Below are 26153 nucleotides of genomic sequence, written 5' to 3'. Positions count from 1 at the left end.
AGATGACTTTTGCAACGGAGATTGCCATGGAGCCAAGAGGAAAACAATTAGTCGAACGGTACAAGCAGAATTACGGCATTACAGACAATTTTGATATTAGCGAACAGATGGTGCTGGCCCACTGGGAATTAGAAAAACAGTTGACCAAAGAACTGCTCAACTCAACGCTAGAAAACCGCTGGCAGGTGTTTGAAAACTCCTATACGCGGCTCTACCAAGAGCTGGAGTGGCTGAATCGGGCTCGCCAAGGTCAAGACGATGCCACAGAAGACTACGCAACCTGGGCTAAAACGATTGGTGCACCACCTCAAACTGTTTATGAGATCGGGTCAGGGCAGGGACAGTTGATTCAGTATTTGGCCAGCTGTGGTTTTGACTGTAAAGGGACCGAAATTACCAGGGAACGGGGGCAAAAGCATCTGAACAATCCAGCTGCCAATATTCAATGGGGCCAGTCCGATGGCGTTCATTTAGAACGATTTGAACCGGGTGGCCGTTACGATGTGGTGATCTCCAGTCAGGTGATTGAGCATCTCCACCCAGATGACCTGAACGCCCATTTCAAAGGCTGTTACAAGATTCTCAAACCGCAAGGCCGCTATATTTTCACGACGCCCCACTGTTACACAGGACCCCACGATGTTTCCTCCGTTTTCAACTACAACGTCTCCAGGGGCATGCATTTGAAGGAGTATACCTATGCTGAATTACTGAAGCAATTGCAGGCGGCTGGCTATCGCCAAGTCTATGCCTCCATTCCCCTCAAGTTTCGGCGGCTATTTGCCAAGCTGCACCTGCATCAAGAGGCGCAGATGATCAAAGTAGGTGAGGTTTATCTGCAACTGCTGTTAGTGATAGAGTCCCTGTTGGGCTTGGTTCCCCAGCGCAAACTGCAGCGATCGCTGAGCAAACTCCTGAAGCGGCTCTTACTGTTCCGAGACAACATCTTCCTGGGAGCCGCCATAGTCGATTCCCCGTCTGTCAAGAAACTCTAGATAATGTGCTTGGCGTGGTACATGTCACTGATGTCCTGACCCGTAGCCTTTCCGGTGAACCAATTGATTTGGCAACTTTGCTACGACAGCCGTTGTTTTTACCAGAGAGCACCCCGGCGCTGAAGGTGCTGGAACGATTTAAGCAGTCGGGGACCCATATCGCCATGATCGTGGACGAGTACGGTGTGATTCAAGGCATGGTAACGCTGAATGATGTGATGGAGGTGATCATTGGCGATGTACCCTTTGCCGATAACCCGCCTGAAGAACAGATTATCCGACGAGAGGACGGCTCTTGGCTGCTGGATGGTATGCTCTCGGTTGAGGAAATCAAAGACCTGCTGGATCTGGATGAGCTACCCGGTGAGGATCGTGGCAATTACCAGACGCTGGGCGGGTTTGTGATTACCCAACTGGGACAAATCCCCAAATCGTCGGACCATTTCGAGTGGGAAGGATTTCGATTTGAAGTGATGGATATGGACGGCAACCGGGTTGATAAGGTGCTAGTAGTGCCGCCAAAATCTAATCTGAATAGCGAGGAGTTGGGCAGTGGAATTTAACCAGGATTAGCGGAATTTCAGCAATTCAAGCCGACCTTTTCAGAGCTAGCGTCAGGCCGTCGGCAATCGCGATCATGCACGGAAAAATGCGCTCATCTTGATGTAGCGCTCGGTTAAAAGCGCGGATCGCTTGAGTGCGGTTATCTTGAACTTCCGGATCAGCCACCCGTCCAGACCACAGCACATTGTCAATGACAATCAAACCGCCCGGACGCACGAGCTGGAGGGCGCGCTCGTAGTAGCCTGGATAGTTGCTTTTGTCAGCGTCGATGAAGGCAAAGTCAAAACTGTTGGCCTGTCCATCAGCTAACAACGAATCGAGCGTTTCGAGAGCTGGCGCAATCCGCAGATCGATTTTGTCGGCAACACCGGCTCGCTGCCAATAGCGCTGAGCGACGGCAGTATAATCCTCACTCACGTCACAGGCGATCAGTTTGCCGTCAGCAGGTAAAGCCAGGGCCACCGCTAGCGAACTGTAGCCGGTGAAGACACCGACCTCTAGAGCCTTCTTAGCGCCCATTAACTGGACCAGCATCATCATGAATTGTCCCTGTTCAGGAGCAATCTGCATCTGGCTCATCGGATGGTTAGCCGTCTCTTGCCGCAGTTGTTGTAAAACCTCTGGCTCCCGCAGCGAAACCGAGAGTAAGTACTGGTAGAGGGAGGCATCAAGAAAAGTCTTGTCCGACATTTGGAATAACGAATTGAAGCTGGCAACGATTGCCAAAAGTTGGTCTGCTCCCATCCTAATCAATCGAATAGCAAAACCAAACAACGAAAAAGGATGGGCAGTGCCCACCCTCTGAATCCTGATTTGAAATTGATTGAGAAGAATCAGAAGCTAAGCCAGTTCCTTTTTGCGGCTCTGTTTCAGTAGAAATGCACTGCCGACTGCCACTAGCCCCAGCGTCATTGCGGGTTCGGGAACGTCCTCAGGATTGTCAAAGTCGAAGCCATCTCTACCGGCGCGGAACGAGTGGTTGTCGGTCTCAAAACCGCCGCCACCGGCTTGAGTAATGCGAATCTCATCAAAAATGTCATCCTTGCTATTGGAGTAAAAGTGGAGATAACCACTGCCTTCACCCCCGTTCTGCCAGCTCGCCCGAATCGGCGCAACTGGATCGACATCCGCCGTGGTGAAGGTTTTAACTTCCTGACCGTTGCGGAAAAAGGAGAAGGTATTACCACTGCTGATCGCACCCCAGTTAATGCCGAAGTAGTTCATGGTTTTGGCAAAGGTGATGCGCATCATATTGCCGCTGAACACAGCCAGATACTTGGAGCCGTTGTAGACCGACTCACCAATCACCTTGCCGGCTTCATCCTTGATGTAATTCACGGAATCATTTGACTTGGGAGTGGTCGTTGCTTCCCATCCAGCAGGTGCCCATTTGTCAGCATAAACGCCGGTTTGACCACTGCTGGTTCCCAGTCCCTTTTCAAAGTGATAGGTGACTAAGGCATTTCCCTTTTTATCTTTTGCTGCTACAACCGACTTATCACCCTGATTGCCAAAGCCCGAATTAAAATCAATCGTGGTTGTACCTTTCATACCAGCAAAATCCGAATAAGCACCCTCATTCGTTGCACCCGTAAATGGATTGGCAATGCCCTTAGTAATCTTAAAAGAAATTGCTTCAGCAGAGCCGGCAAACGTAATCGTAGCAATCGTAGCTAGCGTGGCAGAAAAGAGAGTATTGCGAGCATATCTCATGTTTTCCCCTCATGTTCAAGTCGTCTGACAATTCGCATTATGGTGTGGAGTCAAACAGAAACAAGCGAGAAAAATCACGGATTTTTTGTTGTTAATCCTTGAGAAAACACGAATTTTATTGACAGATAGAAATTAGTAGAAAACTCTGTAGTATTTCAACAGACTCAAGCTAAAACTCGACTTTTGATGAACAAGCCTTAATGTTTTCATGACTGAATTTTATTGAAAACACATAATCCCCAAACTCTGTTCATAAAGATGTAGCCTACCAGTCTGTGGTCTCACTAGCTCATGCTCTTAAAAAGTGCTGAGTTTTGGTTTGTTTTATCCTTGGCTTTACCTAGCTAACCTTACTTAAGTGGCTTCCAGAAAAGCAAGTTTATAGCAATCCTGAGCTATAGGAACGAACGCCTACCTGCTCAGCAAATTTCACAAGAAAGGTTATCCTGATGTATTGGCAGTCCGATTGGTAACTCGGAACTCTAGCCAAGTAAATCAGTAAATTAGATTCAGTACGATTCAGCAAATTCAGTCAGAGAAAACTACCGTGATTGACCTTAAACAACTCCGGGAAAATCCAGACCAGTTCCTTGCCCGTTTGAACCGCCGCAGCGACTATAGCGAACCGATTCAGCAAATTCTGCAACTCGATCAACAGCAGCGGCAGCTAGAGGTGAATCGCTCCCAGCTCCAAGCCCGCAGCAACGAGATCGGCAAGTTGGTGGGTCAAAAAATCAAATCGGGCGGAAAAGATGACCCGGAAATTCAGGCATTACGGGACGAGGGCAACCAGGTGAAGGCGCAGTTGAGCGAACTAGAGCCGCAGGAGAAGGAGTTGAAGGCGCAGTTGGAAGCGCTGATGCTGACGATTCCCAACTTACCCAGCGAAACCACGCCTCTCGGCAAAGACGAGGAAGAAAACGTTGAAATCAAACGGTTAGCCGCTGGCGGATCGATCTCTGAACATCAATTCACGGAGTTAAAAGCCGGTTATAAGTTTCTGTCATCATTGGATCACGCCCTTCGCCTTACGGTCGGACGGACAACGAGACTCCCTTATGCTAATCAAAAGATCCTGACGCTTATTGCGAAACGAATGAAGTTTTACTCGACTGATGAAATGCTCGATGAATTGACGCGGCGTAGGATCGGCAATCGTTCGGCGTTCGATGAGATACTTGCGATTAACAGATGAGAACCTGCGCCGTCCGTACCATTATTACACTTTCAAGCACTCTAACACCCTCGCTCAATTTGACCCGGTATCAGGAATAACATAGTTGGTGATGTTCAGGCTCGTGGATCGCTCATCGATACTTTTGTCGCATATTCGACCGCCGATTTGAAGCCGTGCTCCCCGCCGGCGAGACAACTTCCCTAGCCTCGCTCGCGGATGATCTTGCTAAACACATTTTGAGGTCACTTGATCGCTTCTCAATGAATGACGGTGATTATGATATGTGGCTAGATGCAAGCATTGATCCGCGGAGAAACTCTACACATCGGATCAGAGTGAATATTTGCTTTGTATTCAAATCAGGTGGGTATGTTTTAGAAAAGCCATTATCACTAAATTTGGCTTAGATTTAATGATTTAATGCGCCTCACGAAAGCTCGAAGTCGTAAAGCGGTCTTGGAGGAAACTTTAATAGAAGACTTTGGGCTTGGGTATCCAGACCTGATCCAACGATATCGAATCAATATCTCAAAAGGACACGAACATTATGAAAATTATCGCTTGTCTGCTTATAACAGGATTGATCATTACATCAACGCCGGTTGCGTTAGCGCAGCTTCGTCGGTCTATGCCGTTGAACTTGTCGTAACTGAAGGTAAAAAATCCGTGGAGACAGACGCTGAGATCACTTTTGGGGATTCAACGGTCAGGTTGGAGCCAGACAAACAAAATTACAAGGGATCATCGAAGGAATTTGCCTATAGCGAAATAAAGAACGTTGACTATTCATATGCCAAGAAACCGATGTTTTCTGGCGGCGGCGCTATCGCGACTGCCTTATTGGTTGGATTCATTGTGCGATACCGTTCCTCTTCGTAAAGAAGAAAAACATTGGATGGTAATACAAACAGAAAATGACTTTGCGGTAGTTAAATTAGGTGACCGGAACTATCGCCAGATAGTCGCTGAACTCAGTGCTGAAGGGGTTACGGTCAACGACTTAAAGGAAGAGGGCAAGTAAACGTCAATCAACCCAACACAAAGGAGCGGGTCAAGGATAATCTTAACCAGCTTTCTGTTCCTTAGCACGCAATATTCTTACCTTAAGGATTATGTAATCAGACGCCAAAATCCAAAACATTAGGAGTGATTTTACGTTTAAGCCTTGTAAGATTAAGATTTAGAGAAAGTTTTTCATCAATTCCACAGACTGGAACTCAATAATGAAAGCAGAGCACATTCTCTTTACAATAATCGCACTAATATTCTTTGGAATATTCTCCTATGCCCAAGAACCCGAGCCAAAGTTTGACTTTTACACTCGCGGGCCGTATCGCGAGAACGTTCCAAGGCCGCAGAGCATTCTCCGTTACGATGTCGGCGAACAGCACACAACCTATGCGCAGATGGAACAGGTCATGAACGCCATCCAGCGTTCTGCGCCTGATCGGGTAAAGATCTACGAGATCGGCACTACCAACGAGAACCGTATGCAGTATCTCGTCGCGATCTCGTCGCCTGAGAATATCTCGCGAATAGATCAGATACGCGCAAATATCGCCCGTTTGTCTGATCCGCGAACGCCGCAATCGGAAGCAAATTCGATCGCGGCCTCGACACCCGCCATAGCGTGGATGGCTTACACCATCCACGGAAACGAATCCTCCTCGTTCGAGGCCTTTATGCAGGTAATGTACCAGCTTGCGGCATCCGATGAACCGGCCACACAAGAGATCTTAAAAAATACGGTCACGCTTATCCTCACAGGTGAAAACCCTGACGGTCACGAGCGATTCGTCACCTGGTATAACTCCGTAGCAATGGGCGATCCCCACCGGATGTCTTACGAGCACCGGGAGCCTTGGAGCATTTTTGGAAGATATAATCGTTATCGCTTTGACCTAAATCGGGACACGCTTGCACTTACGCAAAAAGAATCGCGGAATATGCAAGCCGCTTATTTGGAGTGGAACCCTCAGGTTGCCGTTGACCATCACGGACAAACATCGCAATTCTTCTTTCCGCCCGTTGCCCTTCCAATAAATCCGAACTTGCCGCAGCCGGAAACGAATCGGTGGCAGGATATTTTTGGTCGGGCGAATGCTCGAGCCTTTGATGCAAACCGCTGGGAATATTACGTTCGTGATGTTTTTGATGCCTTCTATCCCGGCTATTGGGATATGTATCCGGCTCTTAACGGAGCGATCGCAATGACCTATGAAACGGACGGAGGCGGATTCAAAGGGCTTCGCTGGACCCGCGATGACGGGACCATTGTGACGCTTCGTTCCTCGATCGCGAAGCACTATGTCGCATCGATGACAACGCTCGAAACAACTGCCGCGAATCGCGAAGGTCGTCTAAAGGATTACTACGCATTTCGTGTCAAGGCTCTTGCGGATCATGCACGCGCGGAACTAAAGAGAATAATCATCACGCCGGACAGAGACCGCGTGAAAGCAGCAGAGCTAGTGGAAATACTGCGCAGGTCAAAGGTTGAAGTGAACGTCGCGTCTCAACCATTCACGTCAGCGACAGCACGAACCTACATGGAAAAGAATGCGAAGCCTGCATCGCGCAGCTTTCCCGCCGGTTCATACATCATTGATCTTAACCAACCGCAGCGACTCTTTATCAAAACGATAATGGAACAGGATACGCCGCAAGATAAAGCATTTGTTGACGACAATATGGCTCGTTTCCGTCGTAATCAGATGCGCGGTAAAGGCCAGCCAAAAGAAGATTACGGATTTTACGACATTACCGCTTGGTCGCTGCCTCTTGCCTTCGGACTAGATGCTTACTGGACAAGCGATACGGGAACGCCGCCGGGTTCACCGGTTACTGACGCGTATATCGCCCAGGCGAAACGCGGTTCGGTAAGCGGACGTGCTTCTGTTGCATACATAATCCCCTATGAGACCGATTCCACAGGCCCGATGATCATACGGTTGCTTCAGGGGGGACACCGAGTGAATGTTGCGACCCGTCAATTAAACGCAGCGGGGAGGAATCCATTCATCGTTAGCCCCACGATGCCGTTCTCGTCATATTGCTCGAGGTTCTCGAAAGTAAGAAAATCGCGATCCATATCCTCGATCGATTTGTCACCGTCTTCTAGATAAAAAGCGGCAAAGTCATCGTTGATCACCCTGCTGGCCTTTTGCCGCCCGACACGGAGTAGGACAGCAGCCATTTCATCGTCAAAGTTCGGTGTTCGCGGCGGTAGCGGCCGGCGGTTCTTTGCGGCTTCCTGAACCCTGCGCTGGTCGGCAACCGTCAGTCTCTGCTCTACAGTGCGTAACTCCTCTACTGATATCTCACGGTCTGCGATCGTACTCGTTACTGCCGTCATCTCCATACCCAACAGCCCCATCTCATTGAGGACTTCCGCCGTTCCGCGCCGGCGGATCTCGCCATAGTAGTATGCAGCTATCTGTCCGAATTCGAGTTGTCCGGCATCGGGGCTTGCGATCGCTTTTACGCAGCGAACAAACTCGCGGGCATCGCATTCGTCGCCAAGCACCCGCATCGCGTATTCGAGCGACATGATCTTTACCCGGTCAAGCGGTTCCGTTTCGAGTTCATCCGCGATCCTGACAACAACATCGCCAAGTATCGCAAACTCTTCAAGCTCTCTACGCCGGAGCGGATTTCGTCCGAGATGTGCGCACCAGTCCTGCATCGGAGAACCCGTATCGATCGGCGAGAACGCCAGTATAGGACTCTGCGGTGCGAAGTTTCTAAGTTGTTCGATATTAAGTTGTACAGCCATTTATCCCTCTCTTTTTGACCGGCCCTTTCGAACCGGAGAAACGCGTGATTATGGGCAGCGCTTCCCGTGCCCAGGTTAAGAAAATCACTCGTTTCAGGCTTAAAAATCCCTCTCAAGTTACAAATGAGACAAGTGGGATCAGAGGAAAGGTTCTCGGTTATGAGAGATCGGAAAGCTCCGTAAGCCGGCTTTGCAGATACGCAAATGTACGGGGTGCCCGTTTGGCCAACTCGGCACGGCCGGTTCCGAGTCCGTCCGAGGGTATAACGATTACTCGGGTCGAATTCGAGACCGCCTTGGCAATCCTTGCGAAAGCAAGATCGATCGCGGCCTTGTTTTGCTCGAACTCGTTATCGGTAAAGAACGCAGCCTCTGCATAGCTAGGACTCCTTTTTGTCGGGATCCCGATGGCGTTCGGCTCACCACGCATCGCCGCCGCCTGCCCGCCAAATCCGCGTTGCTCCAGATTGTCGCCAAAGAGGAACAGCTTGTTACGGTTCGCACGAACATAATCGCGGGTGATGAACCGCATTCTTATGACCTTGTATCTCATATGTCCGGCTTGAGAGGACGGACCGCCGCACATTGAGGATGAGATCATCCCATCGCTCAAGTGCGACGGACCGTTGGTGAAGGGCCGTTGATGGCTCATTGATGAGAGGGATCAATAAGCCGCTGCCTGCTGTGCGATCTCCTGCACTCCCTCAGGTACATATTCAGAAACCGCTCCGATGTCTCCGGCGTCATCGCGTCGTCCGCCCGGAAGGAACTGAAACTCCTGGAGGATGATATCCGCTCCGGCCTGCGGATCGCCGTTGCGGTCAAGCCAGGGATTAAACGAGAGCCGCCCCTGAACTGCCAGACCCGTACCCTTTTTGACGTATCGTGCAAGCGTCTCCGCCTGCTTGCCAAAAGCGATAACACGGAACCAGTCCGTTTTCTGCTCCTTGCCTTCCGAAGTGTTTCTGAAAGTGTTCGAGGCTATCGAAAAGCTGGCCATCAGCGTTCCGTTGTCGCTGATCTTTGTTTCCGGTGCCTTTCCGAGATTTCCGATGATCGAAATATTTGCTGCCATTGTTCTGTTCTCCTTTAAATTCGTTTGTTTGAAGTTCTTTGGGCGCCGATTCGACGCCCAAACCATCCCTGCCTGTCACCGGTGTGAGCAAGCTTCGGGCTGCTATATGCCAACCGCCCTGTTTATTCAGGTCTTAATACAAAGACCTGTTTCTCCTGCGAAGTCGCGTAATCGATCGAATGCCTTGTGCCCGGGCTTTCGCCGTCCCAGACTGCGATTACTGCATCTGCCACACCAACCATTACACAGTTCCGCATGAATCCCGCTCGTTTTCCGTATCTGTCCCAGTCCGCAACATATTCCGTGAACTCGATGCCTCTGGATTGAGCATAAGATCGTGCAAGGGTATCGACCCCGCGTGCTCCGCCCGAAACTATGTGCGTCGGCTTTATTCCGCTCTTCTCCACCGCTTGAGCGACCACAGCCGGATCGTTGATGCCACGGCTGCCGCAAATCAAAACTTTCATACATTTCTCCTTCTTCTATCGATCTTGATCCGAAACGACACCTTGCAAGAGCCGTCGATTCGTGGCGTGTCGGCAGCTTTGTTTTTCGGTCTTGTTCGAGTATCAACGGGTTGATTTAATATGGAATTGGTGAGAGCGAAGCGAGCCGTTCACTCGATCCCGGGTTAAAACGTGCAGAACAATGAAGAAGAGAGCTGGATGGACTTAAGGAGGGAAGCTCTGAGCCGACAAGTGATATTGTCGCAGCCCAACGTAACGGTTCCGCGAACAACGGGCACGGGTTAATGGTTTAAGACACTGATGTCAGCGATCGAATTTGTACTGGGACAGATATTGTCCCACCAGATCTAATACGGACGGAGTTTGTCCCTTTATTACTCGATAGGGACAGTTTCTGTCCCAATAGCGTTGTTCTTGAGGCGGATTCGATGTATAATATTCTGGAAAGGCTCGGATAGGACAGACGAAAATGGATTCTATCTATCAAAAGGAGAAGTGTGCCGACAAAGAAGGTTGAGATCGAGGATTTTATTTTGAGATTGCTGAACGACGTCTCGGAGGTCAGCGTTCGCTCGATCGCGAAAGCAAGAGGAATAGCCGAACTCAACGAAACAGAACGTAGAGCGATTCGCCGGGCCCTGCGCTCACTGGAAGATCGTAGGCTGATAATCGCGCAAGGCCGTGGGCCTGCCCGTAGCTACGTTCTCTTCGAGCAAAGGGGCGAAACAACAGAGAATTTCGCACCTGAGAAAACCAAGGAATCGTCCGGGGAGGAGGGTATTCCCTTTACCAAAATGGAACTTTCCCCGGAGTCGAGGGCCCTCCTGGAGTACGTATCCCAAGATGTCGCGGAACGAACCCCGGTCGGCTATGATCAGGAATTTCTGCTCTCTTACGAACCGAACCGGACCTTTTACTTGACGGAACCTCAGCGGGAGGCCCTTTTCGCAACCACTCGAAGTTTCCTGATGACAACATCGCTGGAAACGTTTTGGCACATTTAGGACTTCCAAGAGAGCGATCGCTGAGTGCTGTAAAAATTTTGAGAGAAAATGCACAACAAGCACAACTGCTCAAGCAGGTAGCAGGCGCAAACTACATAGACCTTAAAGCGTCTGCACCTTCGAGTAATACGGTTTCTATCTCTGCAACAACTTCACCTGTAGATAATGACGATAGTGCTTCCCCTCCAAGAGAAAATAAACCTATCACTCAGAGCCAAGAATTTACAAGACCAACAAGCTCTTTTAGTAGCCCATCTCTACACATCGATCTTCAGATCCACATTTCTTCTGATGCCTCGTTTGAACAGATAGACAAAATTTTTGAAAGCATATCTAAGCACCTCTATCAGCATTCTAGTAATGAATGATTTAGCAAAGTTTGCCTTGAGCATGGCTAAAACGATCCAACAAGAAATTCCTCGACGCAGCCAACCACCTGAAGAGGGTTTACTACCTGAAAGCGAACAAGTTCTAGCACACTCTTTAGTAAGAAATACTAGAGGATATATAGAGAAGATCGCTTATCAAATTAATGGTGCGTACGAGCATGGATGGTATGATGCTTGTGCTGTAATGATACGGCGACTTGTTGAAACACTTATCATAGAAGCTTTTGAGAAACATGGAATTGCTAACAAAATTCAGAACAATGGGGACTTCCTTTTCTTAAGAGATCTAATAACCGCTACCCTAAATGAACCTGCTTGGAATTTGGGTAGAAACACAAAACAAGCCCTTCCTAAACTTAAAGATGTAGGTGATCGTTCAGCACACAGCCGCCGCTTTGTTGCACATCGAAGTGACATAGAGAAAATTGCATCCGATCTTAGAGTTGTTGTGCAAGAGTTGATTTATTTGGCAGGATTAAAATGACTTCCAACTTTGGGGCACATCGATATGACGATATGGTCTAAATTCTGAGCGATGCTGGATCGAGTAAAATGGGAACGTGAAATCTTAGTAAAAAGGGTCATGTGATATGTCGTTCTCGGAAGTGCTTCCTGCCGCACGGAAACTTTCTGCATTGGAAAAACTAAAGCTGATCCGAATTTTAGCTGAGGATTTAGAGATGACCGAAGACATTGCGCCTTTAGAACCCTTCAAGACCTATGAGCTACCCACTCCCTACAACTGCTTTGGAGCAGGAGCGGCTTTAATGGATGCTTTCAACCGATTAGATGCAGATCAGCAGTAATGTATGCGATTTAACTACTCAACCAACAGTTCAGCCCAAAATGAGTTTGATAGCCTACCAAGACTTCCATTATTGCTGCATCGAGAGAATCAGAGGATTCAAGCGGTTGGTTTAGTGGATAGCGGAGCCACGGTGAATGTCTTACCTTACGAATTTGGATTGGAGTTAGGAGAAATTTGGGACGATCGCAGAGCCATCATTCAATTAGCGGGCAATCTCAGCAATCAGCCAGCGATGCCCTTCGCAGCGATCGCCCGAATTGGAGAATTTCCACCAACTGAATTACTCTTTGCATGGGTGAAGCGTCCAAATATGCCTTTGATTCTGGGGCAGACGAATTTCTTTCTTGAATTTGATGTTTGCTTCTACCGCTCCAAAATGGAGTTTGAAGTCAAACCGAAATCGCCGTAGCCAGCCAGCTAACAATCCGCTTGCACCCGACCGTTTCAAGTCTTTTCGTTAAGTTCAAGAGGGTGTTTGCGGCGGGTGAAGCGAACCGTTAGCCTGCTTCAGTTGGCTCTGAAGCAACTATTTGGTTTTCACATGAAGCGACTGAAAATATGCAAATGTGCAAGGAGCTATTGACATGTCAACATCATCCAAGAATCTGTTTTGTAGTGACTGCAAAAAAGTGACAGAACACGTAAAACTCAGTTGGACTGACGGGCAGGGATTCGCAGATGTGATGGATGATTATTTTAAGAAGCACCCCGAAGATGTCAGATCTGGTCTGTGGAATTCTTATCCTCAGTGGCTTAAAAGGTTAAGCATAGGTACATCTGGGCTATTGATGACCGTCATCAATGGTGCTAGCAAACTTTCTTTGAATAAAGATGTATCAAACAAGTGGATCTGCTCGGTCTGTCAACATCCTCAAGAGAGAATTTTAGACGAACACTAGTAGCTTCTACTACAGAAGCTCTAAACTGCAACTATTGGTAGGAGACGCATACCATGTCAACAGTAACTCAAGACGGAAAAGTACAATATCATCGTTCAACCTCGCGTTTGTCTAGACTGAGTATTAACACTGACGTTCAACGTTTACTGCTGGGTTCGCAAGAGAACGCTTGGGTAGTATGCAAATACGGGCAGTGTTCAAAATGTTCTTGCCAAGCTTACCAGGGGAGTGATCAGGTGTGTGGAAATTGTGGTCATAACTACGACGCACATTATTGACAAAGCTCGCAATGATTAGCAAGTAGGGTGGGTGTTGCCCACCCTGTTGAGTTTGTAAGATACTATGGAGAAGTCTAAAGAAGCAGCGTAGCGATCGGGAGCCAACCTATGCAAGCGATCTTGTTAAGCGGCGAAGAGGTAGCGAAACGTGCCTACCAAATCTACGAGAGCGGAATTCGTCAAAAGGTTGAGACAGAGAAAAACATTGGCAAAATGGTCATCATCAATATTGAGACAGGTGACTATGAAGTCGATGAAACTGGGCTACAAGCCGCTAAAAACCTTCAGGCGAAGTCTCTGTATGCAAGACTCTTTGGTATCCGCATCGGCTACAATGTGGCGGCTTCTTTTGGCGGTGTAATGGAGCGGGTGAGCAGTGATTTCCGGTACGGTAACTGATAGACATGCGATCGTCTCGTTGACATTTCTCTTGGCGAATGGCTCAACTTTCCCGATTGAGTTTGTCATCGACACAGGCTTTACGGATCACCTTTGCTTACCGCCAGAAGCAGTAAACTTGCTAAGGCTTCCGTTTTTATACAATTTGCCCGCAAACCTAGCGGATAACAGTTCGGTCGTCTTGCCCGTCCATCAAGCAACAATTTTTTGGGATGGAGCCGAACGGGATGTTCGTGTATTTGCTACAGGGCGACGACCTTTGATTGGAACTGCTCTGCTGGATGAGCAAGAATTGGTGATTCAGTTTACAGAGGGTGGGTTGGTGACGATCGATGAGTTGTAGGGGTTAGTCGGTAGGTAGCAACGCAGGCTAACAAGTCGATGAAGCGGACGGACGAAAGATCCTGGTTGTGATGCAAAGGTTATCTGCCGCCGCTTATCTTCGCTTTCTCCGACGAACTCAGAAACATTGAAATGTCGGTCTAGCTCGCGGCGCAGCGATCTATTTTCTAGGAATAATTGGCGTTGCGTTAATGCGTTATTGACCGTTTGCAGGAGCTCTTCGTTAACGAAAGGTTTGGTTACATAATCATATGCTCCTTTGCGTAATGCAGCGACGGCAGTTTCCACGGACGAAAAAGCCGTGATGATTATCACCATTGCGTATTCATCAAGAGTTTTGATCCGATCCAATAGATCGATCCCGGTCATCCCGGCCATTTTGATATCGGTTATCACAACATCGAAGCTCTGTTCGGCGAGGGCTTTTATCGCGTTTTCTGCGCTGTCTGCCGCTGAAACCTCGAAACCTTCACCTTCGAACAGGCGGCGAAGTATCGCCCGCATCAATTCTTCATCCTCAGCTATAAGAATCCGCCTTTTCATCAAAATGGTTTTCGAACTGGTCTGATAAATCAGTGTAGCATAAGGCTTTAATGTTGACTTGGATTCGTGATAGCATCGAATCCATAGCTTTGGTGGTTCAATGCGCGTTGTTTCCTTTCTCATAGTCTTTGTCGCGGTACTACTCTGCCAACAACGCGTCATTGCACAACAAACAAATCCGGTCGATCGCCAGGTCGCCAATCCGATAACCGATACTCCGAATATTGATCCGGTATCTGCTGAGCAAACTATCCGGCCGCCCAAGCCAGCGCGGCCCACATTCGAACCCGAAGGCGGCGACGGCGAGCTTGTGATCTATTCAGGCTCAGTAACAGCCGAAGGCGAGGAAGGGAAGCGCGTCATAGTTTATTTAGATAATGTTGATGCCAGGTATGGAATTTATCGGCTGCAGGCAGACAAGATCACGCTTTACGAAGCTGAAGATCGAATGGAGGCCGAAGGCAGTGTGGTATTCGATCAGGGAGATGATCAGCGGATCACAGGGGCACGCGGCGTTTGGAATCTGCGCACGAAGCTTGGGGTGTTTGAGGATTCAACGGGTTTCACAAACCAGACCGATGATGGGACGGTGATCTATTTCATTGCGGAACGTGTTGAACGGGTCTCGTTGGATGAGGTAGTCATCACAAAAGGCAAGTTCACTGCGTGTGACGAAGCAGTGCCCAAGTGGTCGTTCACGGCGGACGAGGCGAGGGTGAAGGCGAACGACCGTGTACGCCTAAAAGGTGCGAAATTCCGTGTAAAGGATGTCCCTATTGTCGCATTGCCATTCGCTTCGATACCTATAAAGCAACAAGATCGCGCAAGCGGCTTTTTGACGCCGACCGTCGGTTATTCCCGCAACAAAGGCCTCAGATTATCGGGGGCTTACTATCAAACTCTAGGCCGTTCTGCGGATGTAACATTCCGCGGCGATCTTTATACATCCCGCGGCATCGGCTATGGACTCGATTTTCGCTCGCGGGCCAATTCACGTTCGTTTTTTAACTTTGGTTTTTATGCCGTCGAGGACAGAATACTTGGAAAGAAAGCGAGTCCTGACTACCCTGACCAAGGCGGGACGATGGTCTATGCTGATGGTGTCCATTTCTTTCCTAATGGATTTACTGCAGCGGCCGACGTAAGGATAACTTCGAACCTCGCCTTCAGGCAGGTATTCTCTGACGGCATTCAGCAAATAATCTCTCCGATCGAGGTTTCGCAGGCTTTCGTTACAAAAAGCTGGGATAGTTTTACACTGAATCTTCTGGCGCGGTCGCAAACTATAACTATTCCAAACGTGACCATAAAAACCCGAAATCTACCGAGCGTCAATTTCGATAAACGCCCCACCATGCTCTCCTTCCTGCGTCCTGTTTATTTTACTTTCAGAGCGAGCGTTGAGGGTGTATCAAGAAGAGAGAGGGCCGACAATGCGGCTTTGTATTTTCAGCAGACCGGAAGCGAACCGGTTGTATCGCCAGCGATCGGGCAGAGGCTTGATTTTCAACCGCAGTTGATACTTCCCTTAAGCGGCAAATACTTTAATGTAACTGCGGCGGCGGGTGGGCGGATCACGTATTACTCAAATTCGTTTAACGATATGCGGCAGGTCGTTGGAACTTCGCTGATCCGAAAATACGGCGAATTTGAGCTAGACGTTCGTCCCGTTGCGTTAGCGAGGAATTATTACGGCTCAAATAATTCTTTTCGATTTCGTCACGTTATCGAACCGTATGCCACTTACCGATATATCACAGGAATAAAGGACTTCCGACGTATTATCCGTTTTGACGCAGCGGATACTGTAACGGATACGAACGAGATCGAATTCGGATTGATGAATCGGATCTACACCAGGCGTTATGCCGAGGCAGTTACTGACGAAGCACGCTCCAAGCTCTCAGCTCAAAGCGGCGAGGGGCAAGAATCAGCCCGTACATCAGAGCTTACCGTTCAACCATATGAGATATTCAATTTGACAGTGCGTGGCAAGTATTTCTTCGATAAACGATTTGGTGGAGCTCTTGTTCCGGGGCAGCGGAATCAGATCGCCCCGATGACTGCCCTGTCATTCTACACGTTTGGCGGCGTACCAAGGCGTTTCTCGCCGCTCAATATAGATATGACGTATCGTCCGCAGCGTACTATATTTGTCAATACACGGGCCGATGTCGGATTTCAGGGCGACGGGCTCCGTGCCGTAACTGCGACCATCGGTTACGACCGGCCGCTTATAAAGCTTTTTCAGACGTTCTATTACACCCGGGCAGTTACGCTTGTACCGACATTACAACAATATGCGGATGAGCGGGGTAAGGAAGCGGGAACCCTTCGAGGTTCGCAGTGGAGTCCGTCAGTATTCCTCGGCGATCGGGATCGTGGTCTTTACGGAGGAGCTTCTGTTTTCTTTGATTTCGAGAATCGACGTGCAACCAAGCTATCGCCGCTTATAAGCTCGCTTTATACGCTGGGCTACGCCTATGACTGCTGTTCGCTCGCGCTTCAGTACTATTCATTCAACGTTGGAGCAAGAAACGAGAACCGCTTCGTTTTCTCATTCCGCTTGAACGGCATCGGGAGCTTTGGGACCGAACAATTTGGACAGGGAATTCGATAAATTCCCCCTGCACGAAACGCGTTCTCCGGGATGTTTTGGGCAGCCAGTCTGTTGCCACATAAAGATCTTCAAACTTTCAGTTCTTTGCTGCCTTGCTCTTCGAGTTTGCCGAACGCAATGCGATCGCAAGCACCTCGGAGATGTGTTCAACAAAATAGAACTTCATTCCACGGGTTACTTCAGTAGAAAGGTCGTCAACGTCGCGGCGATTTTGTGCCGGAAAGAGAGGCCGCACTTTTTGTCCCTACGGGTTCGATGGGCAATCAGATCGCCGTTAAGCTCCACACGCGTCCCGGCGATGAGGTGATCATCGAAGAACGCGGACACATATACAATTACGAGATGGGAACGCCGGCGGTCGCTTCGGGCGTGATGTTCCGCACAGTAAAAAGTGCGGACGGCAGCGGGCATCTGAAATGGGAAGAGATCGAACCCGTGCTTCATATCGATCAGCCGTATTATTCGTGTCCGACAGGTTTGATATGCCTTGAAAATACCCACAATTTCGCAGGCGGCAGTGTGATGACCGCCGAACATTGTGCCGATATCTGCGAAAGATCGCATTCGAAAGGCATCCCTGTCCATTTGGACGGTGCTCGCATATTTAACGCCTCTGTTGCGTTAGATACGCCCGTCGCCGAACTCGCTCGAAATTGCGATTCCGTACAGTTCTGTTTATCAAAAGCTCTCGGCGCACCGGTCGGTTCAATGCTAATAGGCTCTCGAGACTTTATAAAAGAGGCGCGCGTCTGGCGTAAGCGTTTCGGCGGCGGGATGCGGCAAGCAGGGATACTTGCCGCCGCTGGCTTAGTTGCGCTTGAAGAGTCACCAAAGCGGCTACACGAAGACCACGCAAATGCACGCCGGCTTGCCAAAGGCCTCGCAGAGATCCGCGGTATCAAGATAGATGTCGAACGGGTGGTGACGAACATAGTACTATTCGACGTTACCGGAACTGGCAAGACCTCTGCTGACATTTGTGCGCGATTGAAAGAAAAAAGCATTCTAGCAATTCCCTTCGGGCCGGCGATACGAATGGTAACTCATTGCGATGTATCTGGATCAGATATCGAGACAGCGATCGACCGGCTTAGGGAAATTCTTAGTTGATGCTCGAAATTCTGAGATCGATGTGGTTTCGGATGATTAGCAATTAGACTAAGAGAAGCTTGGCTCAGATGGAAATAGATGAACTTAGGAAATTCTGCCTCTCGCTTCCTTATACGACCGAAGACGTGAAGTGGGGAAAGGACCTCTGCTTTTGCGTTGGAGGAAAGATGTATTGCGTTACCGGTCTCGAGACCTTGGCTCCTCGTCAGTTTTCTTTCAAATGCACGCCGGAAAGATTTGCTGAGCTTATCGAAATAGACGGTATTATCCCGGCCCCGTACGTTGCTCGCTATCACTGGGTGGCAATTCAAAGGCCGGATGCATTATCTGCCGAGGTTCTGAAACAGCTGATCGGGGAGTCTTACCAAATGGTTTTTGATAAACTACCGCCAAAGATAAGGCGAGGATTCCGCTAGAATCTCTGCATTATTGGTTTCTATGGTCAAGAATAAACTGAGGCGGATCTATTGCAAAAGATGATAATCGCTATCGACGGGCCTTCGGGCGCCGGAAAATCGACGCTCGGCAAGATGCTCGCAAAGGAGCTTGGCCTTCTTTATCTCGACACCGGTGCGATGTATCGGGCCGGTGCACTCGCTGCGATCAGGCAAAATGTCTCACTCGACGATGCGAGGGCAGTCAGCCGGATCGTGCAAGGCGCGGAGATCGCGCTCGAGGGCGAGCCTGACGCACTTCGCGTCTTGCTAGATGGCGAGGATGTTTCGTCCGAGATACGGACGCTCAAGGTTGCACAGGCAGCTTCGGTCGTTTCGACGATCTCTGATGTCCGCCGCCGAATGGTCGAACTTCAGCGGTCGATCGGTGAAAGCTCGCCTAACGGCTGCGTTCTCGAAGGTCGTGACATCGGTAGCGTTGTCTTTCCCAATGCAGACGTAAAATTCTTTCTCACCGCCAAGCCGGAGGCACGGGCGCGTCGCCGTTATGAAGAGGATAAGGCAAAAGGCCACATCTCAACCTACGAGAAAACTCTTGCCGAGATCAATGAACGCGACCAGCGTGACGTTTCACGCAGCGATTCGCCACTGACCATTTCTGATGAAGCTGAAGTTATCGATACCTCAGATCTTGATCTGACTGAAGTTTTTGAACAAATGATGTCAAAAGTTCGTGAAAAGAAGGGTGCGGCGGCTTAAGTTTACATTTGAACAGGAAGTGATGTTTGTCCTTCTATTTCATTTGGGGCTCATTATATTGGGAATCACGTCCCTCGCGGCATCCTACCTATGGAAATTGTTTGACTAAGCTGCCTTCAATCGGTAACATTTCGTTTGCTCTTTGTTATGCTCCCGTAGCTCAGCTGGATAGAGCACCGGCCTTCTAAGCCGTAGGTCGCAGGTTCGAATCCTGCCGGGGGCGAATATCGAAATCGGAACCGGGGTCGGGAAAGGTCCTCGCTCCGAGACGCAAAATTGCCATGGCGGCTATAGTTCAGGGGTTAGAACGCCAGATTGTGGTTCTGGATGTCGTGGGTTCGAATCCCACTAGCCGCCCCAGAAATTGAATTGCCTTCCTACCATTTCCCGAAAAGCCTATCCTTCCGCATAAGAAAAAGTTTATACTATCTGGAACAATTTTTGTCCCGATCGGCTCGCCGCATATATAAATACTGGATTTATTCGCTTTATGAGGTCGGATACTGTCAGAATTCTAATTTTTGTTGTTGTCGCTATGGCATTCGTTCTGCCTTTGCAAGCGGCCGGCTCGGAAAAGCAAGAGATATTTGTGCGCGATGAGGTGCTCGTAAAGATCTCGCCTGATGCACGGGCTTCGGCGGTGCGAAGCTTTGCTGCATTGGCGGCGGAGATCGTTGAGGAATTGCGCGGGACAGATTGGCTTCGCGTCCGACTTCATGGCGGAAAGGAGGTTGAGGCCGCGATCGCAGAGTTCAGAACACTTGACGGCGTTTTACACGTTCAGCCGAACTTCTTCTATCGGTTGCAGGTCGTCCCGAACGATCCGCAATGGGGAACTGTGGGTATGTGGGGATTGCCGATGATCTCCGCTCCGGCCGCTTGGGACATAACTACCGGAAGCCCGAACGTGGTCGTTGCGAATATCGATACCGGTATGCGTCTGACACACGAAGACCTTGCGGCGAACATCTGGACCAATAGCGGCGAGATACCAAACAACGGCGTTGACGATGACGGCAACGGCTTTATCGATGACGTTCACGGATGGGATTTCCGATATAACGACAGCGATCCTACGGACGAACACGGCCACGGCACGCACGTCGGCGGAACTATCGGAGCCGTGGGCAATAATGCTCTCGGTGTTGTTGGCGTTAACTGGAATGTGCGGCTGATGGCGATAAAGATATTCAGCCAAGCAGCGAACGACACCACCTCCGCAATGCTGATAAACGCCTACAATTAAAGAGGGTCATGACACATTAGTCATATTATTTTGATGATTATGATGATTATACAATACTGGGTTGTGGTTTGATAATTACTGAAGCCGTCAATCTGCTGGTAAGTAGCCCGTCTGTTTATATGAGTACAGTCAAGCGAGTCGCAATTGTAGGAGGAACCCACGGAAATGAAAGGACCGGGGTGCAGTTGATCAAAAAATTTAAGTTGTGTCCCGATCATGTGCGGCGCTCTAGCTTTTCTACTCAGGTGCTTTTAGCAAATCCTCAAGCCGTTGCGGCTGGACTGCGCTACATTGATCGAGATTTGAATCGAAGCTTCGAGCGCGATCGCCTCCAAAATCAAGCCCTAGCTAACTATGAGGATCGACGAGCGAAAGAAATAAGTCAGATGCTCGGTTCTGACAGCAGTGCTCCCGTAGATGTGATTCTAGATATGCACAGTACGACTAGCAATTCGGGTTTGACGTTGATTATCGATGAAGAAAACGCATTCACTCTACAGCTAGCCACCTACCTTCAGCAGATCCATTCATCGGTCAAAATTTACAGCACGAGTTGCTCTGGGCGAGAGCAGGATGCGCTGCGATCGCTCGCTAAGTTTGGCTTTTGCCTTGAGATAGGTCCGGTTGCCCAAAATGTTCTAAATGCAGATTTGTTTCAGAAAACTGAGACTCTAATTCATATTATTTTGGATTACCTAGAACAGTACAACCGCAACGAAGTTACGCTTCCGGACCGTTCGCTGACGCTATACCGTTACCTAGAGGCGATCGACTATCCCAGAAATGAGCATGGAGAGATTCAGGCTATGATTCATCCGCAGCTTCAATTTAAAGATTATGAAGCGCTTCATCCAGGTGATGCAATGTTTTTAACGTTTGAAGGAGAAACCATAAACTATAGCGGCACATCAGTGGTTTATCCAGTGTTTATCAATGAGGCCGCCTACTACGAAAAAGGGATTGCTATGTGCTTGACCAAGAAAGCACAGGTCATTGTTTGAATTAAAAAGGCTTGAGACAGCAAAGAGACACCGTAGAGTGAGAAGTAAACAATGAATAAATCGCAATTTGAAGAAGTATACCGACGGGTTCAACAATTTTCTCTTGATGACCCTAATGCTGTTCTCCCCTTTAGCCGAAAGCTAGCTAAAGAGAATAGACTTAATCGGAAATAAGAGCCGTTGAAGGAAGAGCGGAGGATTTTGCTTGATTTCAACCTAAGCTGTTGCCAACTGGCGATAGGTCAGACGAAAGTTATGCAATCCACACGCTGTTTCCATCACATCATCCACATAATGGGCTGTTCGATTCCTAAACTTGTCCACCACAATCTTGCAGCGCTTGATGCCACCAATCTGATGCTCAATCTCTACTCGCTCGCTTGATATTGCTCGATTTCGTTGTTTCTCTGCCTCGGTTAGTGCTCCGTTTCGCGGTTTCTTCTTCGGTTGAAGCGTTGTTACTCCCTTTGGTTCATATCCTTGAAATCCTGTATCTTTCCACAGCTTACTCTTTGGGGGAAACTGGTAGTCCTCTTCATCACAAATGGCTTTGTCATGCTTCTTGCCCTCGTAGGTGTCACTCAAAAATACGACTTTACCTCGACGATGGCTAATCACATTGTTTTTGACCGTATGCCCCTTCTGCTTGCCACTGTAGTACTGGTTCTGGTCATCTTTATCTTTAGGGCGATTGATCCGACGCTCAGTGCCGTCGATGATGAACTCCAGACTCGGATACTGCCGCAACACTGCTTCGAGCCGATGCGGTTCTCGTTCGGGCAGTTGTTTTTCGTAGCCCAAGGCAGCATTGAGCACCGCACTCAGTTTATGCACCCATTCATGCGCTTGCGGTTGTCCAAGGCCAAACAGGAAGCCTTGCACTGCTTGAGTGGGATAAAGACGGAAGTACACCAAAACAAACAGCAGTTTGTCTTCTCTGCTCTCCAGTTGGCTTTTGCGCCCTCCTCCATAGCGTCTTTGTCTAATTTTGCCTTGAATGTGGTGATTCTCAACGTATTCGTTCCAGGCTTGCTCAAAGCGAGGCAGCAGTTGTTGAAATTCCTCGATTTTGAGGCCAGTCAAACTTTGAAATACATGAGGTTTGTTAGCAATGGCACCGTAGTTCAACATGGCAACTAGTCTCTCTTCGAGCAAGAAACCCCTTGACTTCCTAGAATTATATTATTTCCGATTAAGTCTATTCTTATTGGGACAAATTTTGTACTGAAACCTTGCAAAAACCACTCCATCACTATCCTAATGAATGGATAGCATATGCGCTCCGCGCAGGCTGCACCACCAAAACTCAAAACTCAAAACTCAAACATGTCCCCCCTAGCAATCCCCCTAGCCCCACTAAATTATCAGTAAACCGCTTCTCTACCGATTGGGCAATTCTGAATCAGGCATCTGCTCAGCGAGTGTACCGTTTGTTGTCTAGCAAACTCAATCGCAGCGACCTAGACCGCGCCTGTCAACTGTTGGCTGTCTATTGGCTGGTGTACCGTGCCGATCGCCTACAGCAGCGAATTGGATTGGGCAAACCCTGTAGCCCGCCCACGCTAACTCAGCTTCAGCGGATGATTACTCGCCTGAAGGTTCAAGGAATTCAGGTGGAGAGTCCTGAGGCTATGCAAGCGGAACTACAACAGTTAGCAGCGCTATTACGCCATGTGAGCTAATGTACAAGTTTGAAAAATCTAAAATTGCCAAATGAGAACAACTGCATCAGCGCCAGATCTTGATGGTGGTATCGCTGCTGCTGCTGGCAAGAGTCTGTTGGTGTCCCGCACCGTTCGGAGGACGTTTGGCAACACTAGCTAAGGCAAGCACCTGATCGCTGTGGGCCGAGATGGTCTGGGTGGTATGGCCACCTGCAGTAGACCAAATTTTGACGGTACGGTCGAAGCCAGCGCTAGCAATCATTTGTGGGTCGATAAAGGCTACCGTAACCACACGATCAGTATGGCCTTCAAAGGTTTGTAGCAACTGTCCAGTTGAAGTATTCCAGAGCTTGACAAATCCATCCCAACCTGCGCTCACCAGCATTTGACCATCGGGACTAAAGGCCACCGCACTGACCACATCACGATGCCCGCCCGGTTCACCCAAGGTGCGCAGCAGTTCGCCGGTCTTGGCATCCCATAGCCGAATTGTTTTATCGGCACTAGCGCTAGCGATCGTGCGACCATCTGGACTCAGCGCCACCGAGTAAACTGTATCGATATGCTCGGAGAGGACCCGGCTCTGATTGGTGTTCAGATTCCAGATGCGGACGGTCTTATCCTCAGAACCTGACATGATGCAACGCATTGCTGCTGAGGTCGGCTTCTCAGAAACGGCCTTTGTTGCCCCTGCTAGCGGCCTGGATCGCATCGTTCGTTACTATAGCCCAGAAGCAGAAGTCTCTTTTTGCGGCCACGCCACGATTGCAACTGGAGCCGTGCTGGGTGAAAACCAGGGTGAGGGCATCTATCGCTTGGCCACAGCCGTGGGAACAGTATCTGTGAACGTCTGCCAACGAGACGGTTACTATGAGGCATCGCTGACTTCGGTGGAACCAACCTTTAGCCTCGCATCGGATGCGCTTGTGACTGAGGTGCTTGCCGCTTTGAAGTGGCAACATCCCGACTTGGACCGATCAATTCCTCCCGCTAAAGCCTACGCCGGGGCATGGCATTTAGTGTTAGCGATAGCTGATGCCAACCGCTTAGCCAATCTAGACTATGATTTTGCCACCCTCAAGGCGCTGATGCTGCGTGAGGATCTCACTACCCTACAGATAGTGTGGCGTGAGAGTCCTACAGTTTTCCATGCGCGCAATCCGTTTCCAGTTGGCGGAGTGGTGGAAGACCCAGCTACGGGTGCGGCAGCAGCGGCCCTTGGCGGCTATTTGCGAGAGGCTAAACTAATCAAAGGGCCAACCACAATCTTGATTCGCCAGGGAGAAGCGATGGGTCGCCCCAGTCGACTAATCGTCACGATTCCTGAGCAAGGGGGAATTGTGGTTACGGGTCAGGCAGTTCGAATTTAAGTCCGAATTTAATTCGGCATCAGCACAAGAATCGTTTCAACCCGCAAGCAGGAGCACTATACAGATAGGTACAGATACGTTTTGAACTAAAAGCAAAAGCATCGAGAATAGCACCGAGAATAGAAGCAACGCTGGAATCTGAAGAATTGTTAGGAGTAGATTTAACCAATTCACGACTGTAGAAATTGGCAAACACGCAATCGGTAAAAGCAATCGGTAAAACCTTATGAGTCAACAAGGAAATTTTTTGGGCGGATTTTTGTTGGGCACCGTTGTGGGTGGCGTTGTCGGTGGGGTAATTGGCACCTTAGCCGCCTCCCGCCTCCAGGCTGAACCTAAGCTGGATTCGGACCAGCGATCAGGCGCAAAACCCGTCAAGAAACGGCAGCTAAAAGCCTCATCCGAACAAAGCATCGAAGTGGCGCGACGCGGGTTAGAAGACAAAATTGCCCAGCTCAACGAAGCCATCGACGATGTGCGGCAGCAGCTCGGTACTGTCAACGGCACCGAAATTCACCGCGAAAGTATCACCCCAGAACCATAGGGCTGCGTCGGGACAAATAGAAAAGCCGCCGTCCAGGCGCAAACTGACCGTTGCTGCCTGCGCCACCCCACCCGAAGAAACCCTGCCAAAATAAAAGCAATCCCTGCAAGGACGTAGTCCGTGAGCATCGTGGTGGGTTCGGTGATGGTCATGGCTACGGTGCTAACAGGGGATAGAACCGGTAGATGGGGCAAACCAACAATGGCAACTGAAATCGAGCGCAAGTTTCTGGTCCAAGGACAGGAGTGGCGACAGTTGGCGACAGGAGTAGTGTATCGGCAAGGCTATCTGGCCGCAAGTCCAGAATGCACTGTGCGAGTCCGAGTAGCAGACGATCAGGGCTATTTAACCATCAAGGGAGCCACCCAGGGCATCAGCCGAGCCGAGTATGAGTATGCCATTCCCCTCAAGGATGCAACCGAATTGCTCGATACTCTTTGCCAGCAGCCTCTGATCGAGAAGATCCGCTATCGCATTCCCTGGCAGGGCGTGCTTTGGGAGATTGACGAATTTGGTGGCGAAAATCAAGGGCTGATCATAGCCGAAGTAGAGTTGACTAACGCCGATCAATTGCTAGATTTACCAGCTTGGATTGGCGAAGAAGTGTCTCACGATCCGCGCTACTTCAATGCCAACCTGGCTAAGCACCCATTTAGCCGCTGGTAGTCCAGAATCATCTCCCCAAGCAGCGCTGGTTGGTATGGAATAGGCTATGGAATAGGCTAGAGAATTAGTGCCCTAGATTCATCTGCCATCCCCGAAATGTGGTGGCAAATTGGGGACCAGCTCCGTAATATTGAGCAATCGCGCGGTCTGCCTCTGCCACTGATTGAAATTGCACCACTTCAAATTGACCCATCATCGAGCTAGTTGCCATTGGAAGCGTGATAGATGAAGGCTTTACAGAAGATTTCATGGCCGAGTGCTCCTTCTAACTAAGTACTGAGTGCTATCAATTAAAAGTTTGACGTAAACATTAATTTAGGCAATCAGCCCCAATCCCAGTCTCTGCCTAG

The 26153-nt window shown here is 49.3% G+C and carries 35 protein-coding genes, 2 tRNA genes and 1 pseudogene; 27 read left to right on the top strand and 11 right to left on the bottom strand.

Features of this window, described 5'->3' with window-relative positions; all coding sequences use genetic code 11:
• Positions 1-2 precede the first annotated feature (2 nt).
• Positions 3-995, top strand: a complete 993-nt coding sequence (locus JVX88_RS15585; protein WP_211628215.1) for a class I SAM-dependent methyltransferase — start codon at positions 3-5, stop codon at positions 993-995.
• 5 nt (positions 996-1000) lie between these two features.
• Positions 1001-1558 carry a transporter associated domain-containing protein gene (locus tag JVX88_RS15580; protein WP_263975546.1) on the top strand — a complete coding sequence of 186 codons (558 nt, stop codon included), beginning with the start codon at positions 1001-1003 and terminating at the stop codon, positions 1556-1558.
• A 25-nt stretch (positions 1559-1583) separates the two neighbouring features.
• On the opposite strand, the gene JVX88_RS15575 is transcribed toward JVX88_RS15580, so the two are convergent.
• Complete coding sequence (locus JVX88_RS15575; RefSeq protein ID WP_211628214.1) at positions 1584-2249, bottom strand: class I SAM-dependent methyltransferase; 666 nt, start codon at positions 2247-2249, stop codon at positions 1584-1586.
• A gap of 150 nt (positions 2250-2399) precedes the next feature.
• Positions 2400-3272 carry a PEP-CTERM sorting domain-containing protein gene (locus tag JVX88_RS15570; protein ID WP_211628213.1) on the bottom strand — a complete coding sequence of 291 codons (873 nt, stop codon included), beginning with the start codon at positions 3270-3272 and terminating at the stop codon, positions 2400-2402.
• A gap of 547 nt (positions 3273-3819) precedes the next feature.
• On the opposite strand from JVX88_RS15570, the pseudogene JVX88_RS40700 reads away from it, so the two are divergent.
• From JVX88_RS40700 to JVX88_RS15555, 5 genes and pseudogenes are all read left to right on the top strand, one after another.
• A pseudogene (locus JVX88_RS40700) lies at positions 3820-4209 on the top strand (serine--tRNA ligase); the annotation flags it as partial.
• Positions 4201-4467: a hypothetical protein gene (locus JVX88_RS40695; protein ID WP_263975592.1), complete on the top strand. Its 267-nt coding sequence runs from the start codon at positions 4201-4203 to the stop codon at positions 4465-4467. The pseudogene JVX88_RS40700 and the gene JVX88_RS40695, both read left to right, overlap by 9 nt.
• A gap of 438 nt (positions 4468-4905) precedes the next feature.
• Positions 4906-5328, top strand: coding sequence for a hypothetical protein (locus JVX88_RS15560; protein ID WP_211628211.1), 423 nt, complete (start codon positions 4906-4908; stop codon positions 5326-5328).
• A gap of 16 nt (positions 5329-5344) precedes the next feature.
• Positions 5345-5470, top strand: coding sequence for a hypothetical protein (locus tag JVX88_RS40690; protein ID WP_263975545.1), 126 nt, complete (start codon positions 5345-5347; stop codon positions 5468-5470).
• A 202-nt stretch (positions 5471-5672) separates the two neighbouring features.
• Positions 5673-7574: a M14 family zinc carboxypeptidase gene (locus JVX88_RS15555; RefSeq protein WP_211628210.1), complete on the top strand. Its 1902-nt coding sequence runs from the start codon at positions 5673-5675 to the stop codon at positions 7572-7574.
• A gap of 807 nt (positions 7575-8381) precedes the next feature.
• On the opposite strand, the gene JVX88_RS15550 is transcribed toward JVX88_RS15555, so the two are convergent.
• The 3 genes from JVX88_RS15550 to JVX88_RS15540 form a co-directional block, all read right to left on the bottom strand.
• Positions 8382-8876 (bottom strand): hypothetical protein, encoded by a 495-nt coding sequence (locus JVX88_RS15550; RefSeq protein ID WP_211628209.1) that lies wholly within the window; start codon positions 8874-8876, stop codon positions 8382-8384.
• 12 nt (positions 8877-8888) lie between these two features.
• A complete protein-coding gene (locus tag JVX88_RS15545; RefSeq protein ID WP_211628208.1) occupies positions 8889-9299 on the bottom strand; it encodes a single-stranded DNA-binding protein in 411 nt (136 codons plus the stop codon).
• 122 nt (positions 9300-9421) lie between these two features.
• The gene (locus JVX88_RS15540) at positions 9422-9766 is read right to left on the bottom strand and encodes a DUF2493 domain-containing protein (protein WP_211628207.1); all 345 of its coding nucleotides are present in this window, start codon (positions 9764-9766) and stop codon (positions 9422-9424) included.
• Positions 9767-10263: 497 nt separating this feature from the next.
• Here JVX88_RS15540 and JVX88_RS15535 point away from each other — a divergent pair, with 497 nt between their 5' ends.
• From JVX88_RS15535 to JVX88_RS15500, 8 genes are all read left to right on the top strand, one after another.
• On the top strand, positions 10264-10770 hold the full coding sequence (locus JVX88_RS15535) for a hypothetical protein (RefSeq protein ID WP_211628206.1): 507 nt from the start codon (positions 10264-10266) through the stop codon (positions 10768-10770).
• Positions 10758-11138: a hypothetical protein gene (locus tag JVX88_RS15530; protein WP_211628205.1), complete on the top strand. Its 381-nt coding sequence runs from the start codon at positions 10758-10760 to the stop codon at positions 11136-11138. The genes JVX88_RS15535 and JVX88_RS15530 overlap by 13 nt, the downstream gene beginning before the upstream one ends.
• Positions 11131-11643 (top strand): DUF4145 domain-containing protein, encoded by a 513-nt coding sequence (locus JVX88_RS15525; RefSeq protein ID WP_211628204.1) that lies wholly within the window; start codon positions 11131-11133, stop codon positions 11641-11643. The genes JVX88_RS15530 and JVX88_RS15525 overlap by 8 nt, the downstream gene beginning before the upstream one ends.
• A gap of 106 nt (positions 11644-11749) precedes the next feature.
• On the top strand, positions 11750-11965 hold the full coding sequence (locus tag JVX88_RS15520) for a hypothetical protein (RefSeq protein WP_211628203.1): 216 nt from the start codon (positions 11750-11752) through the stop codon (positions 11963-11965).
• A gap of 3 nt (positions 11966-11968) precedes the next feature.
• A complete protein-coding gene (locus JVX88_RS15515; protein WP_211628202.1) occupies positions 11969-12376 on the top strand; it encodes a hypothetical protein in 408 nt (135 codons plus the stop codon).
• Between the two features lie 175 nt (positions 12377-12551).
• Entirely contained in the window at positions 12552-12866 is a 315-nt protein-coding gene (locus JVX88_RS15510) for a hypothetical protein (RefSeq protein ID WP_211628201.1), read from the top strand.
• 386 nt (positions 12867-13252) lie between these two features.
• Positions 13253-13543, top strand: coding sequence for a hypothetical protein (locus JVX88_RS15505; RefSeq protein WP_211628200.1), 291 nt, complete (start codon positions 13253-13255; stop codon positions 13541-13543).
• On the top strand, positions 13521-13886 hold the full coding sequence (locus JVX88_RS15500; RefSeq protein WP_211628199.1) for a clan AA aspartic protease: 366 nt from the start codon (positions 13521-13523) through the stop codon (positions 13884-13886). The genes JVX88_RS15505 and JVX88_RS15500 overlap by 23 nt, the downstream gene beginning before the upstream one ends.
• Here the strand turns inward: JVX88_RS15500 and JVX88_RS15495 are convergent.
• Positions 13844-14428, bottom strand: a complete 585-nt coding sequence (locus JVX88_RS15495) for a sigma-54-dependent transcriptional regulator (RefSeq protein ID WP_211628198.1) — start codon at positions 14426-14428, stop codon at positions 13844-13846. The two genes, JVX88_RS15500 and JVX88_RS15495, sit on opposite strands and share 43 nt — an antisense overlap.
• Before the next feature lie 100 nt (positions 14429-14528).
• On the opposite strand from JVX88_RS15495, the gene JVX88_RS15490 reads away from it, so the two are divergent.
• A complete protein-coding gene (locus tag JVX88_RS15490; protein ID WP_211628197.1) occupies positions 14529-17048 on the top strand; it encodes an LPS-assembly protein LptD in 2520 nt (839 codons plus the stop codon).
• Between the two features lie 76 nt (positions 17049-17124).
• Here JVX88_RS15490 and JVX88_RS15485 read toward each other — a convergent pair whose 3' ends face one another.
• Positions 17125-17283, bottom strand: a complete 159-nt coding sequence (locus JVX88_RS15485; protein WP_211628196.1) for a S16 family serine protease — start codon at positions 17281-17283, stop codon at positions 17125-17127.
• On the opposite strand from JVX88_RS15485, the gene JVX88_RS15480 reads away from it, so the two are divergent.
• From JVX88_RS15480 to JVX88_RS15450, 7 genes are all read left to right on the top strand, one after another.
• Entirely contained in the window at positions 17262-18158 is an 897-nt protein-coding gene (locus JVX88_RS15480) for a threonine aldolase family protein (protein WP_211628195.1), read from the top strand. The genes JVX88_RS15485 and JVX88_RS15480 overlap by 22 nt on opposite strands.
• 68 nt (positions 18159-18226) lie before the next feature.
• Positions 18227-18574, top strand: a complete 348-nt coding sequence (locus tag JVX88_RS15475) for an MmcQ/YjbR family DNA-binding protein (protein WP_211628194.1) — start codon at positions 18227-18229, stop codon at positions 18572-18574.
• Positions 18575-18634: 60 nt separating this feature from the next.
• Positions 18635-19312, top strand: a complete 678-nt coding sequence (cmk, locus tag JVX88_RS15470; RefSeq protein ID WP_211628193.1) for a (d)CMP kinase — start codon at positions 18635-18637, stop codon at positions 19310-19312.
• A 149-nt stretch (positions 19313-19461) separates the two neighbouring features.
• Positions 19462-19535 (top strand) — tRNA-Arg (locus tag JVX88_RS15465).
• Positions 19536-19596: 61 nt separating this feature from the next.
• A tRNA-His gene (locus JVX88_RS15460) sits at positions 19597-19672 on the top strand.
• Positions 19673-19847: 175 nt separating this feature from the next.
• The gene (locus JVX88_RS15455) at positions 19848-20558 is read left to right on the top strand and encodes a S8 family serine peptidase (protein ID WP_211628192.1); all 711 of its coding nucleotides are present in this window, start codon (positions 19848-19850) and stop codon (positions 20556-20558) included.
• A 119-nt stretch (positions 20559-20677) separates the two neighbouring features.
• Positions 20678-21559, top strand: coding sequence for an aspartoacylase (locus JVX88_RS15450; protein WP_211628191.1), 882 nt, complete (start codon positions 20678-20680; stop codon positions 21557-21559).
• Between the two features lie 216 nt (positions 21560-21775).
• Here JVX88_RS15450 and JVX88_RS15445 read toward each other — a convergent pair whose 3' ends face one another.
• Positions 21776-22690: a transposase gene (locus tag JVX88_RS15445; RefSeq protein WP_225931423.1), complete on the bottom strand. Its 915-nt coding sequence runs from the start codon at positions 22688-22690 to the stop codon at positions 21776-21778.
• Between the two features lie 302 nt (positions 22691-22992).
• Here JVX88_RS15445 and JVX88_RS15440 point away from each other — a divergent pair, with 302 nt between their 5' ends.
• Complete coding sequence (locus JVX88_RS15440; RefSeq protein ID WP_211628190.1) at positions 22993-23241, top strand: hypothetical protein; 249 nt, start codon at positions 22993-22995, stop codon at positions 23239-23241.
• A 46-nt stretch (positions 23242-23287) separates the two neighbouring features.
• On the opposite strand, the gene JVX88_RS15435 is transcribed toward JVX88_RS15440, so the two are convergent.
• Complete coding sequence (locus tag JVX88_RS15435) at positions 23288-23860, bottom strand: WD40 repeat domain-containing protein (RefSeq protein ID WP_211628189.1); 573 nt, start codon at positions 23858-23860, stop codon at positions 23288-23290.
• Between JVX88_RS15435 and JVX88_RS15430 the strand changes: the two genes are divergently transcribed.
• Both JVX88_RS15430 and JVX88_RS15425 read left to right on the top strand, forming a co-directional pair.
• Positions 23859-24593: a PhzF family phenazine biosynthesis protein gene (locus JVX88_RS15430; RefSeq protein ID WP_263975544.1), complete on the top strand. Its 735-nt coding sequence runs from the start codon at positions 23859-23861 to the stop codon at positions 24591-24593. The two genes, JVX88_RS15435 and JVX88_RS15430, sit on opposite strands and share 2 nt — an antisense overlap.
• 226 nt (positions 24594-24819) lie before the next feature.
• Positions 24820-25137: a hypothetical protein gene (locus JVX88_RS15425; protein ID WP_035997605.1), complete on the top strand. Its 318-nt coding sequence runs from the start codon at positions 24820-24822 to the stop codon at positions 25135-25137.
• Here the strand turns inward: JVX88_RS15425 and JVX88_RS15420 are convergent.
• Positions 25107-25289 (bottom strand): hypothetical protein, encoded by a 183-nt coding sequence (locus tag JVX88_RS15420; protein WP_211628187.1) that lies wholly within the window; start codon positions 25287-25289, stop codon positions 25107-25109. The genes JVX88_RS15425 and JVX88_RS15420 overlap by 31 nt on opposite strands.
• Before the next feature lie 49 nt (positions 25290-25338).
• Here JVX88_RS15420 and JVX88_RS15415 point away from each other — a divergent pair, with 49 nt between their 5' ends.
• Positions 25339-25803, top strand: coding sequence for a CYTH domain-containing protein (locus JVX88_RS15415; protein WP_211628186.1), 465 nt, complete (start codon positions 25339-25341; stop codon positions 25801-25803).
• Positions 25804-25867: 64 nt separating this feature from the next.
• Here JVX88_RS15415 and JVX88_RS15410 read toward each other — a convergent pair whose 3' ends face one another.
• The gene (locus tag JVX88_RS15410) at positions 25868-26053 is read right to left on the bottom strand and encodes a hypothetical protein (protein ID WP_211628185.1); all 186 of its coding nucleotides are present in this window, start codon (positions 26051-26053) and stop codon (positions 25868-25870) included.
• Positions 26054-26153 lie beyond the last annotated feature (100 nt).

This window comes from Leptolyngbya sp. 7M (assembly GCF_018128485.1).
Note: the sequence above shows the minus strand (reverse complement) of the source record. Positions and strands in the feature narration are given on the sequence as shown.